The sequence below is a fragment of the Synechococcus sp. PCC 7336 genome (assembly GCF_000332275.1).
Classification (GTDB): domain Bacteria; phylum Cyanobacteriota; class Cyanobacteriia; order Thermostichales; family PCC-7336; genus PCC-7336.
This window is the reverse complement of the sequence record NZ_CM001776.1, coordinates 87,522-100,184: the sequence shown is the minus strand read 5'-3', so window position 1 is coordinate 100,184 and position 12,663 is coordinate 87,522. Positions and strand designations below refer to the sequence as shown.

The window sequence follows — 12,663 nt, the reverse complement described above, 5'->3', positions numbered from 1 at the left end:
TATCCCAGCAAAATGTCAGAACTCGCCATTGCCTTTGCCAACAGCACGCAAGCGTCGACCTACCGAAAAGTGGCCGATTATCTCTTCAACTCGCGTCTCTTTCTCGGTGCCATGCGGGCGGTGCGCGATCGCCCTAAATTCGATCTGCTGTACGAGTCCACCATGGTGGAGGTGGAGGTGTTGCCTTGGGAGGTGCATCCTTGGGAAGACTCCGAGATGGCGATCGTGCGGGCTGCCAGTTGCGTGACCATCGGCAGCTCGATGGATGCTGACCTAATGCAATATCTCTTGCACGAAAACCGCCGCATGCGGTTTGGGGCATTTCACCTCGACGAGAGCAAAAATGTCGTGTTTGCCGAAAGCGTACTGGGGGGCGAAAACATGGCTTTAGTGGAGCTGCAAACCTGCATCCTCTCCGTCGCCACCATCGCCGATACTTACGATGACATCATTGCCGAAAAATTTGGCGGGCTGAGGGCGATCGATCGCGCTTCAGTGCCGCTGTAGAGTTCGCTGAATCCTCGAACCGCCAGTACCAGTTTGGGGCATTAACTCAGATCCATTCGAGTGGAATCGCTCTCGCGATCGCCAAACTGCAACTCGACCAATTCCTTGTCTTCCCGAGGGGGTAAAGTGAACGGCTGCGATTCGCGCTTCACCTCTTCTTCCACCAAATCTTGTAAATTCACCGGGGTTCTCGAAACCCTCTGTAAGCTCGTTTGGAAGGAGTTTGGCCTGACAATGCCACCCGATATCAATAGTTTGAAGGCATCTTCCACAGGCATGTTGAGGGCAATGGTATCGGAGGCTCTAACAATCGCATACCAGCCCGAAGTGGGGTTTGGCGTCGTCGGCACAAACACACTCAACCACTCATCTGGAAAAGCGGCTTCCTGCCCCAACGTGGCCTCAAAATCCCCCGTGACAAATCCTAGCGACCAAGCATCCTTACGGGGATATTCGACTAACACCACCTTGCTGTATTGCTTGCCCCGGGCGGAGAACAATGTGGTTAAAAGCTGTTTGAGAGTTTTGTAGAGTGCGCCAGCCACCGGGATTGCGTGCAGCAGCCGTTCGCTCGCGTTCAGTAGCCACTGACCCACAATATTGCGGGCCATAAATCCAATCAGCAAGATAAACAGAATGGGGGCCACAAACCCAACGCTAATTTCGAGGGCGTTGGCTAAGAGTGGGTGAGTTCCTTGAAGTGGGTTGAACTGCTTGGGGATAGCGGTCAGTAGTTTGATACTGCGAGTTGCCACCTCCACCACTAACCAAATAGTGGTGGCCAAAGGAATGACCGTGAGCAAACCAGCGACAAAGTAGTTTTTGGCACGGTGCTTTAAGTTTTCCCACATAGGCAACATATAGCGATCCAGACGCTTTTAACCCTTGTCTTATGTATACCCTGCCACAAAATAGTCGTACTCATCATGGAGATCGAGCGCACTACTTGCACTGGGCAAACAGCCAACCAGCAGATTGCTGGCATTCTAGCGGGAGGGGCTCGCAACCCGCACCGGCACACATCCATTGCTGCGAATCAACTTGTCGCCAGCAATTCGAGCCCGTATCTCTCTCCATTCTAGATTTTTATGAAATTTTGTAAAGTCAACCCCCTAGCCTTTGTTCAGTCAGAGGATTGGGAGATCGAATTGTTGGGGCTGCGGTCGGATAGAGAGCGATCCCCTACTGTTCCCGAGGGGGTCTTGCGGCTGCGAATGTCGCGACTGAGGCGATCGCCCAACTTCCCCTGTACTCGGCCCCCAGTTCCCCAGGTTTGGCTGCACACCGTCCAGTTCCGCCGGAAAAAGCGCGATAGGTCCGATTCGTTCAGAGCCAGGTAGGTGGGTCTGCCGTGGGGACAGGTGTGGGGATTTTGACTGGCTTGCCACTGTCGGACGAGCTGCTCCATTTGAGGGCGATCGAGGGGGGTGCCGTTACGGATGGCGGTACGACAGGCTAGGGTGACGCGGGCGGCATCGAGATCGGCGCAGTGGCTCAAGTCTTGCAGGGCAGTGGCGGGATCGGGCTCGTCAATTAATAGACGGGGAAGATGGCGGACGGCCCAGTGGCGATCGCCAAACGGCTCTGGCTCTAAGCCCAACTGTTTCAGTTGCGCCAACTGAGTCTCACCTAAGTCTGCGAGCAAAATCGGCTCGTCGATGTTTGCCAGGTTCCATTCCTGCTGCAGAGCTTCGTAACGCACCCGTTCGTGGGCAACGTGCTGCTCCACCAGCCACAAGCCGCGAGCAGTCTCCACCAAAATGTAAGTGTTTTGCAATTGGGCCAGCACAACTGTCGATTCGAGGGGAGCGTAGGTGGCAGTAGCTTCTTTCGCGCTGCTAGAAGTCTGCTGTCGAGAGCGTAGAAACTGGCGCGATCGCTCGGAGGCCGTCGGTTCGCATTCGGTCAAGAGTGCCGCAATGGCTGCCTGCACTGCTTCTCGATAGCGGTCTAGGTGCTGCAAATACAGCTCGGTTTTAGCCGGATGGCGATTCCAGTCCACCCACTCGGGAGCAACGTGCAGGTGGACCAGGCAGAGGGGATGGCGATCGCGGGGAAGCGTGCGGCGAAATGCGGCTTGGATAGCGCGCACGAGGGGTTGCAGGCGCACGAACCGTCCGTTGACGGCGACGCGTATCCAATCGGGGCGGGGGCGATGGTAGCGATCGGGCAAGCCGAGAGTGACTTCGAGGCAATCTCCGGGGAACGGTCCTGGAGTGTCTGAGTGGGCTAGCTGCGATCGCTCCAGCCGCCGCACAATCTGCAGGAGGATATCGGCAGCCGTTTCCCCGGCCCAAAGATTGAAGCTGGGTTTATCGTCGATCGCTAGGGACCAGCCGATCTGGGGATAGGCCAAGGCGGCAGCGTGGATGACTTCGGTGACGCGGCGCAGTTCGTTGGCGCGATCGCCCAATGTCTGACGGCGAGCGGGCCAATTATCGAATAGATCCTCAACTTTAACCGTCGTACCGCGAGCTGCCGCTGCCGGTTGTAAGCTCTCCAGTTTGCCATCGCGGTTATAGGTGACCAGCCAGCCGTGCTCGTCGGTGCGGGCATAGGTGCGGATGCTGAGGCGGCTGACCCGAGCTAAGCTGTGCAGCGCTTCGCCACGAAAGCCCAACGTCGTCACCTGTTGCCAATTGCTCGGAACCTTCAGTTTGCTGGTGGAATAGGTCAATGCTGCACTGGGCAGCTCTTCGGCCACAATGCCGCAGCCGTTATCTGTCACGCTCGCTGTCCATCTCTCCGGCCACACTTGAATGGCAATGCGCGAGGCTCCTGCATCCACGGCATTCTCAATCAACTCCCGCACCGCTGCTGCGAGCGAATCGATCGCCTCCCCCGCCGCCATTAACTTGACGGTCGATCGGGGTAGCGGACGAATGGCACTCATGGGACTGGAGTTCGAGGTTGCTTGCTTATGGTAATCGGCGGAATGGGAGGCTTGCCTGTTCCATTCCCGCTGTCAGATTGTTTTTGTTAGCCTGACAGTACTCCCATCGGAGGTCGAATGAAGGGATTATGACTCAATCGTGCAGCATTCAGTTTGTCTTGCGGCTAGTCGTCGTCACTGCTATTGCCACCAGTGCCTGGGGAGTGTCAGGAGATCGCCCCGCTCGGTCTGGCCCAATTGCCGACTCATCCCAGCAAGACTCTGTATTGGCCCAACTTCCCGATCCACTCATTCAAGACCGGCCCGATTTTTTTGAAGATGGCGTTCGGCAGATGGAGGAAGAACTCCGCCGCCTAGAGGAACAGGAACCCGAAGCAGTCCTGATTATTAAGGACGAATTGCTGCAGTGGCAGCCGCTGCTGTTTCGGGATGCGGGGTTTGGTATTTGGATGCCGCAGGGGGTGATGAGCGAGGAAACTACCACATTGGAAACTTCGGTGGGCTCCTTAGACTTTGATGTAGTAGCTGCAAACCTACCCTCCTCCCGCTTTTTGGCTGCCTATACGACAGTGAATGATGTGGTTCCTCCAGAGCGACTGGAGAACTTACTCGCGCAAATTCGCGAGGGCATTATTGCCCGGACTGACTTTGAATTAGTCGGCGATCGCCCTTTCAAGTTCGAGTCCTACCCCGCCCGCGAATTCCAGCTCGAAGGCAACGGCGAGCGCATGACCTTCCACACCTATGTCGTCGGCAAACACCTTTATGTCTTGGCTGGCAGCCAGTTGATACGGCAGACAGAAACTGAGGCCGTGCCGCAGTTTCTCGGGTCTTTTCGGTTATTGCAATAGGTCGATCGTGCTCCCGCGATCGCTGAGAGCCCCATCTTTTTGTCGAGAACCCCCTGTCCCAGAATTGATGCTGCTGGCGAAATTCATATTCCGAAACATTGGCCATTTGTCTAGATGCCTGTGGCCCCCTTCCCCTAACCCCTACCCCCAACTTTGGGGGCAGGGGAACAAGGCCCCGTAAGGATTTTCGGCTGTTTCTCCCCTCTCCCAAACTTGGGAGAGGGGCCGGGGGTGAGGGCCATGCAGAGGACTTGCACCATGCCAATATTTCTAAATGTTAAATTGGCCAGCAGTATCAGAATTGGGGCAAGGGGTTAGGGAACAGTCAGCTCGGGTTCGCCGAGAGCGCCTCGTCAAACCCACTCGTATCAGAATTGGGGCAAGGGGTTAGGGAACAGTCAGTTGTCAAACTGAAGTCAAGAGAGATTCACGACGATGGATTTCGTCTCCATATATTCCTTCAGGCCCTCTCGGCCCCCCTCGCGACCCAGACCGGATTCCTTAAATCCGCCAAATGGAATTTCGTGGGTGTATCCGGCAGCATCATTCACCCCCAACAAGCCATATTCAAGCGCTTCTGTGACTCGTATCACCCGACCCAAATCGCGAGTATATACATATCCAGCCAAGCCGTAGGTTGTATTGTTGGCTCTGGCGATCGCTTCTTCCTCCGACTGAAACGTCATAATGGGGGCGACGGGACCGAAGATCTCTTGCTGGCAAATCGGCCAATTGTCTTCGACATTGAGCAGCACCGTAGGCGCATAAAAGGTACCTCGGGCATAATTGCCCTCGTTTAAATAAGCAGCGCCTAACGCAACCTCAGCTCCGCGAGAAATGGCGTCTTCCACCAAGCTGTGAATGTTTTCGCACGCGCGCTCGCTGATGAGGGGACCGATCTGCATACCTGGCTCGAATCCCGTCCCGAGTTTGAGGGCTTTAGCCTTCTCGATAAATGCAGCAATGAACCGCTCGGCGATGCTTTCCTGCACGTAGATCCGATTGGCACAGATGCAGGATTGTCCTCCCACCCGCAGAAACTTCATGGCGATCGCCCCCGCTACCGCTGCTTCTAGATCGGCATCGTCAAACACAATGAAAGGCGCGTTGCCACCCAGTTCGAAGGAAACGCGCTTGAGTGACTTGGCGGCTTGCTCCATCAGCAGTTTGCCCACCTCGGTAGACCCGGTGAAGCCAATTTTCTGCACGGCAGGACTGTCGAGCATCGCTGCCGAAATCGGGCGGGGATTCTTCCCCGTCACCACATTAAAGACCCCCGGCGGCAGGCCGGCATCGTGGCAGGCTTTGGCGATCGCCAGCGCAGTCAGAGGTGTGTCCTCTGCAGGCTTGAGCACTACCGTGCATCCAGCCGCTAAAGCTGGGGCAATTTTCCGCACCACCATTGCTGCCGGGAAGTTCCAAGGGGTAATGGCTCCCACCACCCCCAATGGCTGAGATTGCACCCACAGCCTCTTGTTCGGAAAAGGAGAAGGAACGAGGTTTCCATAGGCTCGGCGAGCTTCTTCTGCAAACCAGCTAAAGTAACCCAGCGAAAAATTGACTTCTCCCCGAGCTTCGGCAAACGGTTTGCCATTCTCCAGAGTCACAATCTTGGCAATCTCGTCCGCCCGCTCTTGCAGGGTACTCTGAACCTCGCTCAAGAGCTTACCGCGTTGCTTGGCTGGCATGGCTGCCCATTCTTTAAACGCTATACGAGCGGCTTCAATTGCCTGCTCGGTTTCAGCCCCCCCACCGTCCGCAACTTCAGCAATTGACTCTCCCGCAGCAGGATCGCTCACCTCAAACGTGCGCCCAGCTTCTGCATCCACCCATTGGCCGCCAATGTAGAGCTTTTTGGCAGCATTCTGAAGTGGGGCGAAAGCGATCTTCTCAATCCGGTCCTTTTCTATCACTTGCCGCATAAGTTGCTTCCTCGGTTTGAGTTGTGGATTGTTTCGCCTGTCGCAAGCTGGTAGAGCTATCGATACCTCAACTCGCTCAGTCTTCCGGCTTCCATTTTCTCTTTACTTTTGGAACAAAATCTGTTCGATATGGAACAAAATCGATTGAATATAGTGTGGTACTCCTAGAGAACTACTCGATATACCTTGCACTCAGCCATCTAAATCCCCCATTCTAGGGGGGTTAGATGGCAAACGAGCGATCGACAACGTTCGTGAGATGGGTTACTAGTCGTCATCTCCTCAAAACTATAGTTTTCAGCCTAGACGCAGTTCATAGCCAGTCTTTTGTGGCCGTAAAACTTTTTATTTCAATTGCGTTGCCGGAAGGATCCTTGACAAACATTGCATAGTGTTCGTGTTTTTCCCCCTTAAACTTTAAGTGAGGTTTGACACAAAACAGGACATTATTTTCTTCTAAGCGATCTTTAATGCTGAGCCAAAGGGGATAGGGCAAGGCTGTACCGAAATGAACGAGGGGAGAACCATGCTCGTTTTGCTCGACCACTTGATTGTGTCTTTCTGGCGTCACTTCCATAAATGTGAGCTGATGCCCGAAGAAGTTAATATGCATCCCTTTGCCAGTTTTGGTGACCCGCCTCACCTGACACTCGAAGTTTGATTCATAAAACTGACGAATATCGTTGAGGTTGAGAGCTGATAAAGACAAGTGAAAAATTTGCTTCCCCCTCAAATCAGAAGAATCAATATGAGCCTTCTGCTCTTTTGTCACGAATGCTGGACTCACCAATAGATCTTGCATGAGAATGTCCTCTATCTATCGTTGCTGTCAGGCCACTCCAAACCCAGGCCATGTCTGCGTCGCCAAGTAAAGTTAAGTGAGTATAGCTAGCAGGAATACAGAGTTCAGGTTGTATGGCTAACAAGAACGACTGCCGGAGCCAGCACAAGCATGAAGATAGTATGAGGCCACCGCTCGACTTGCTGCCTAGAATACTTACTCAAACTTTAATTTCGACTCATATATACACTAAAAGAACTATAGCTCAATATATGCACTAAAACGGTATAGTGGAAAACACTTAACTGACAATCATAGAACTCTATTTGTCATTAAGATATTGCTAGGCTTGGCGGCGGCGGCTGGCAGGTAATATTTAAGCCTCTAGGGCTGAGATGCTTTTCTGGTAAAGACTTTGGATGTTGCCTCGCTAGGATCTCTCTGGGCTGTCGATAGAAGCTGCCCAAGTATTCTCCAGAGATCCTCTGCCTGCGTTAGGCATTTAGGGTCAGTGTTATTTCAGGATTGAGAAAAAGAATCTGTAAAAGCCATCTGGCAACAAACTCTGTGAATGAAGATTCTAATTAAAGGTTGACATCGCTATTTCTACGCAGAAAGTGGATTGGCAATATTGCCAGTCAAGCAGAATTGAGTGATATCAACGAGCTGCGAATGCAAAATCTAATGTATGTTTTGCACCAGTTTGGCATAGATTTTTTGCACCAACCGATCGCGATTCTTCTGATGGCGATCGGTCGGCAAGGCATCTAGAGATATTCTAGGCTGCTGCCGAAAGTCATATCGGGCAGTTCAGCTCCTTGGCGACTAGGAGGCTTGCCAAATGACGCGATCGCCACGCTGGGGCAAGGCTAGAATCTGACATTGTTGCGCATCGCTGCGAGCTTCGACCCATTGATGGAGGTCGGCAGCCACCTGGGGAGCATTCACCTCTTGATGGAGATCGTGATAGGTATTGGGATAAACCAAGCAGGATGTGTCGCGGTGGGGCAATTGCTCGGCAAATTGCTGGCTGCCTTCGGGCAGAGCGATACGATCGCTACCGCCATGCAGGATCAATAGGGGAAACTGACAGAGATCGACATGCTCGTGAATCCAATCGACGGTTTGTAAAAATTCTGTCGCCAGCCGCGCGGTGCCTTGGGTATGTCGCAGCGGATCTTCGAGATTGGCTTGCAGGAGTGTTTTATCCTGAACGGCTGCTTCAGCCTCGAGGCCGGTGTCGAGACTGAAGCGGGGCCAGATGTTGGAGAGTACTCGCCCGATCGCCAATTTTACGGGCGGCACCCCCACCCGGCCTAGAGCGGGAGCCATCGCGATCGCCCCAGATACAGAGGGTTGAGATACAGAGGGTTGAGATACAGAGGGTTGAGATACAGAGGGTTGAGATACAGAGGGCTGCGAGCGCATCAAAAACTCCAGTATGACCACCGCACCGAGGCTGTGGCCGACTAAAAAGCGCGAGCAAGCGCTGATTTGGCGATCGATCAGGGCCAGGAAGGTGTCGAGATCTTGGCGGAACTCCGACCAAGTTTGGATGTATCCCCGCTGCCCTTGCGATCGCCCGTGGCCGCGCATGTCGAAGGCATACATGCCATAGCCGTAGGGTACTAACAGGTTGGCGAGGTTCTCGAAGCTGCCGCTATGACTGCCCAAGCCGTGGACCAAAACCAAGATAGCGCGCGGTGCTTGGGGGGGCAGCCAGCTTTGGTAGTAGAGGCGCAAGCCGCCTACCCCAATAAAGGTTCCTTCGCGGTGGTGTCCGAATTTGGCAGATTTTATTTTGACGGGTTCCATCTGCATCTCCTCTCGGGCGGTTCGGTCAGGGGTTTGACAACCCAAAACCGCATTAGCCTGTGGCCGCTGCAACGGGAAAGGCATGGCCGATCGCCTCAGCGAATCCACCCTTCTGTACCCTTTGGGCAATCGGCGGATCGCCTGCTAAATCGAAGGCATCCACCTGAATAGCGTCATAGCGAGCCGCTTCAGCGATTTGGAGCCGCTCGGCTTCGGTCGCAGAAATCACTTCGGCAGCCAATGCTGCCCGGACGAGCTGTTGCGGTTTTTGTGGGGGAAGTTGACCGGATTTGCAAGCTGCTTTGATGGCTTTGACGATTGGTTCGGTCTCGACAGCCAGAGCAAATGCTCGCTCTAGGCGAGCGAGTGATTCCTCGCTGCCATCGTCCTCTCGATGAGCAGGAATGTAGATGCCCTGGGTGAGGCGATCGCGTTGCTGACCGGGAGCTTGCAGAATTTGAGCGACCCGAGCGCCCAGGCGATCGCTGGGCATGAGACCAATTGGATTGAGTCGCCGCCAGCCTGCGAAGGGACCGCGCAGCAGACCGCCCGCGATCGGAGCCGACCAATTACTGAGGATGCCTTCAAAGGCAGTTTGAATGCGATCGAAGCTGTATTGCATGGCCCAATCCAGCAGCGGTAAATCTTCCGACCGGCGACCTTCTGCCTCAAATCGACGCAGGGTGGCTGTGCCCAAATACATCCAAGCAAGGATATCGGCGAAGCGTCCAGCAAGTTTTTCCCGCCGTTTGAGGCTGCCGCCGAAGGAGATTGTGGCTAGGTCGCTCAGTAAGGCAAAGATGGCTGAAGACCAGGCAAGTTTGCGGTAGTACCGAGCCGTAGGACCGGCAATGGGGGAACGGGCGAGGCGTCCTCGGGTGAGGCTGAGCAGTTTGGCTCGGAAGTAGTTGCGGGCGAAGTGACCGATGTGGGGCCAGAAGGCGCGATCGAAAGCGACGAGATCCTGCTGTTCGAGGGCGGCGATTTCGGCGTAGAGGTAGGGGTGACAGCGGATGGAGCCTTGGCCGAAGACCATCAGCGATCGCGTCAGAATATTGGCCCCTTCCACCGTGATGGAAATGGGCGTGGCAGTGTAGATGTTAGCCAGGAGATTGCGCGGTCCCCGACAAATGCCTGCCCCCCCGAGAATATCCATACCGTCATTGATAATTTGACGGGAGAGTTCGGTGGTGGTGTATTTGGCGATCGCCGAAACCACGGCCGGTTTTTCCCCTTTATCCACTGCCCCAACGGTATAGAGGCGGGCAGCATCGACGATGTAAGTCAAGCTGCCAATGCGAGCCAAGGGCTCTTCAATCCCTTCAAATTTGCCGATGGAAAGGCCGAACTGCTGTCTAACAGTGGCATAGGCTCCGGTGACTCGGGAAACCAATTTAGCCACGCCCGCACAGGTGGCTGGGAAGCTGATGCCGCGACCGGCAGCGAGGGTTTGCATCAGCATTTTCCAGCCCTCTCCCGCTTGGGCCGTGCCGCCGACGATTTGCTCGATCGAGACGATGACATCGCGGCCTTCGGTGGGGGAGTTGTAGAAGGGGACACCCATAGGGTCGTGTCGCTGATTGATGGTGACGCCAGGGGTGTGGGTGGGAATTAAGGCGCAGGTGATGCCGACGTTTTCCCCTTTGCCCAATAGGTTCTCGGGGTCTTTGAGTTGGAAGGCAAGGCCGAGCAGAGTGGCGATGGTGGAGAGGGTGATATACCGCTTTTTCCAGTTGAGGCGAAGGTAGAGCTTGCCGTCGTCTGCTTTAAAGACGATGCCATTAGAGGTGATGCTGGCGGCATCGGAGCCAGCGGTGGGTTCGGTCAGAGCGAAGCAGGGAATGTCTTCGCCACGGGCGAGTCGCGGCAAGTAGTCATCCTTTTGGGCTGGCGTGCCGTAGTTGAGCAGGAGTTTGGCGGGGCCGAGGGAGTTGGCGACGCCGACGGTGGCGACATAGGTGAACGATCGCGAAGCCAACTTGGCCATCACGGCACTGTAGGCTGCATTCGAGAAGCCCAGACCGCCATATTCTGGGGGAATCATCAGGCCCAAAAATCGTTCTCGTTTGAGAAAATCCCACACCTTAGGGGGCAAGTCGCGGCGCTGATAAATTTCCCAATCGCTGGTCATTTGGCAAGCCCGTTCCACCGGTCCGTCCAGAAACGCTTGCTCGTCAGCCGTCAGTTGCGGGTAGGGCTCGTCCATCATTCGCCGAAAGTCAGGCCGACCGGAGAACAGTTCTCCGTCCACCCAAACATTCCCCGCTTCAATCGCCGCCCGTTCCGTTTCGGAAATGCGCGGCAGCAGGTCGAGCGCTCGAATCCCCTTCATCACCCAAGCGGTCGCGAGGACTCGACGCAGGACGGGAAGGTTGAGGGCGATCGCCGCCAAACCGAACGAGACCCACAGCCAAACCGGGCTGTGAGCGTAAGCTAGGCACGCCGCGAGATAGGTAAACCACGCCCACATGGGAACTCCGATATAGCCCAGTGCGAGGAGCGCAACGAACAGAATTGGGATAACGACGATTGGTTGAAGGACATTCATCGCCAACACCTCCAGCAGCTAATTTTGGAAACTCAAATTCTCAAACACCCCTGCAGCCCCCATGCCGCCGCCAATACACATGGTGCAAAGGCCGTAACGGATGCCGCGACGCTTCATCTCGTGCAGCAATGTTGCCGTCAGTTTGGCCCCCGTGCAGCCGAGGGGATGGCCGAGGGCGATCGCCCCCCCATTCACATTCACAATCGACTCATCCAGCCCCAACTTGCGAATTACGGCCAGCGATTGGGCCGCAAAGGCTTCGTTCAGTTCGATCGCGCCGATCTCTTGCAGGTCCATACCCACCTGAGCGAGTACTTTGGGTACCGCTGCCACCGGCCCCATGCCCATAATCTCTGGCGGAACTCCGGCGACGGCATAGCCCAGCAGTCGACCCAGCGGCTTCACTCCCAATCGTGCCAGCAACCCTTTACTGACAACGATCGCCGCCGCCGCCCCATCCGACATTTGCGAGGAATTGCCTGCTGTGACGGTGCCGTTGGCTTTGAAGGCAGGCTTGAGACGGGCGAGTGCTTCGAGACTGGTATCCGGGCGGGGGCCTTCGTCAAGATCGAAGGGGGTTTCGAGGGGTTGGGGATGGCCGTTTTGATAAACGGTGGCTCGGACAGTGAAAGGGACGATTTCCTCAGCGAAGCGTCCAGCTTCGATCGCCGCCAAAGCCCGCTGGTGCGATCGCAGGGCAAACTCATCCTGATCCTGACGAGAAATGTGGAAATCCTGCGCCACTCGCTCTGCAGTCAACCCCATCGTCATATAGGTTTCCGGCCACTGTTCCATCAACTCGGGGTTGGGGGCGAGGTAGTGGCCGCCCGGAGGCATTAAGCTCATGGATTCGGCCCCACCAGCGACAATCGCCTCCGCTTGTTGGGTCTCGATCGCCTGAGACGCCATCGCGATCGCCTGCAACCCCGAAGCACAGCAGCGATTGACCGTACAACCGGGCACAGAAACGGGCAAGCCCGCTCGATGGGCCACCCCCCGCCCCAAATTCATCCCCTGTTCGGCTTCGGGAAAGGCGCAGCCAAAGATGGCGTCATCAATGATGTTGGGGTCCAAATTGGGCACGCGGGCGATCGCTGCCTTCACCACGGCAGCACCCAATTCGTCGGGACGGACGGTACGCAAACTGCCTCGGGGGGCTTTGCCTACAGCAGTTCTCAGACTCGATATGATGTATGCGTTTTTCATCGGGATTACCTCAAAGGGGGAGTATCGCTCCTGTGAAACCAGTCGCGGGTATTGGCTTGTGGGATCGGCACAGAGCTAGCTCAGAAAATCTCGGCAAGTCCCCCAGAATGGGGGATTTGGGGGGCTGAGTGCAAAGCCAG

The 12,663-nt window shown here is 55.4% G+C and carries 9 protein-coding genes; 2 read left to right on the top strand and 7 right to left on the bottom strand.

Annotated features, from left to right (window positions below; translation table 11 throughout):
• The first annotated feature begins 12 nt into the window (after positions 1-12).
• Complete coding sequence (locus tag SYN7336_RS00510; RefSeq protein ID WP_017323951.1) at positions 13-507, top strand: hypothetical protein; 495 nt, start codon at positions 13-15, stop codon at positions 505-507.
• 41 nt (positions 508-548) lie between these two features.
• Here the strand turns inward: SYN7336_RS00510 and SYN7336_RS00505 are convergent, their stop codons facing one another.
• Positions 549-1,367 (bottom strand): DUF502 domain-containing protein, encoded by an 819-nt coding sequence (locus SYN7336_RS00505; protein WP_227498572.1) that lies wholly within the window; start codon positions 1,365-1,367, stop codon positions 549-551.
• Between the two features lie 263 nt (positions 1,368-1,630).
• Complete coding sequence (gene mutL / locus SYN7336_RS23795) at positions 1,631-3,400, bottom strand: DNA mismatch repair endonuclease MutL (RefSeq protein ID WP_017323948.1); 1,770 nt, start codon at positions 3,398-3,400, stop codon at positions 1,631-1,633.
• Between the two features lie 128 nt (positions 3,401-3,528).
• On the opposite strand from mutL, the gene SYN7336_RS30295 reads away from it, so the two are divergent.
• A complete protein-coding gene (locus tag SYN7336_RS30295) occupies positions 3,529-4,251 on the top strand; it encodes a hypothetical protein (protein ID WP_017323947.1) in 723 nt (240 codons plus the stop codon).
• A 416-nt stretch (positions 4,252-4,667) separates the two neighbouring features.
• Here the strand turns inward: SYN7336_RS30295 and SYN7336_RS00480 are convergent, their stop codons facing one another.
• The 5 genes from SYN7336_RS00480 to SYN7336_RS00455 form a co-directional block, all read right to left on the bottom strand.
• Positions 4,668-6,173: an NAD-dependent succinate-semialdehyde dehydrogenase gene (locus SYN7336_RS00480; protein WP_017323945.1), complete on the bottom strand. Its 1,506-nt coding sequence runs from the start codon at positions 6,171-6,173 to the stop codon at positions 4,668-4,670.
• 313 nt (positions 6,174-6,486) lie between these two features.
• Positions 6,487-6,975: a hypothetical protein gene (locus SYN7336_RS00475; protein ID WP_017323944.1), complete on the bottom strand. Its 489-nt coding sequence runs from the start codon at positions 6,973-6,975 to the stop codon at positions 6,487-6,489.
• Between the two features lie 804 nt (positions 6,976-7,779).
• On the bottom strand, positions 7,780-8,769 hold the full coding sequence (locus SYN7336_RS00465) for an alpha/beta hydrolase (RefSeq protein WP_156819950.1): 990 nt from the start codon (positions 8,767-8,769) through the stop codon (positions 7,780-7,782).
• Between the two features lie 52 nt (positions 8,770-8,821).
• Positions 8,822-11,317, bottom strand: coding sequence for an acyl-CoA dehydrogenase (locus SYN7336_RS23790; RefSeq protein WP_017323941.1), 2,496 nt, complete (start codon positions 11,315-11,317; stop codon positions 8,822-8,824).
• A gap of 18 nt (positions 11,318-11,335) precedes the next feature.
• Positions 11,336-12,523 (bottom strand): acetyl-CoA C-acyltransferase, encoded by a 1,188-nt coding sequence (locus SYN7336_RS00455; protein ID WP_017323940.1) that lies wholly within the window; start codon positions 12,521-12,523, stop codon positions 11,336-11,338.
• Positions 12,524-12,663: the final 140 nt, after the last annotated feature.

What these genes read in the sequence shown, in the direction of transcription:
- SYN7336_RS00510 (WP_017323951.1), top strand. Translation starts at nt 13, where the DNA reads ATGTCAGAACTCGCCATTGCCTTTGCCAACAGCACGCAAGCGTCGACC.
- SYN7336_RS00505 (WP_227498572.1), bottom strand. Translation starts at nt 1,367, where the DNA reads ATGTTGCCTATGTGGGAAAACTTAAAGCACCGTGCCAAAAACTACTTT.
- mutL (WP_017323948.1), bottom strand. Translation starts at nt 3,400, where the DNA reads ATGAGTGCCATTCGTCCGCTACCCCGATCGACCGTCAAGTTAATGGCG.
- SYN7336_RS30295 (WP_017323947.1), top strand. Translation starts at nt 3,529, where the DNA reads ATGACTCAATCGTGCAGCATTCAGTTTGTCTTGCGGCTAGTCGTCGTC.
- SYN7336_RS00480 (WP_017323945.1), bottom strand. Translation starts at nt 6,173, where the DNA reads ATGCGGCAAGTGATAGAAAAGGACCGGATTGAGAAGATCGCTTTCGCC.
- SYN7336_RS00475 (WP_017323944.1), bottom strand. Translation starts at nt 6,975, where the DNA reads ATGCAAGATCTATTGGTGAGTCCAGCATTCGTGACAAAAGAGCAGAAG.
- SYN7336_RS00465 (WP_156819950.1), bottom strand. Translation starts at nt 8,769, where the DNA reads ATGGAACCCGTCAAAATAAAATCTGCCAAATTCGGACACCACCGCGAA.
- SYN7336_RS23790 (WP_017323941.1), bottom strand. Translation starts at nt 11,317, where the DNA reads ATGAATGTCCTTCAACCAATCGTCGTTATCCCAATTCTGTTCGTTGCG.
- SYN7336_RS00455 (WP_017323940.1), bottom strand. Translation starts at nt 12,523, where the DNA reads ATGAAAAACGCATACATCATATCGAGTCTGAGAACTGCTGTAGGCAAA.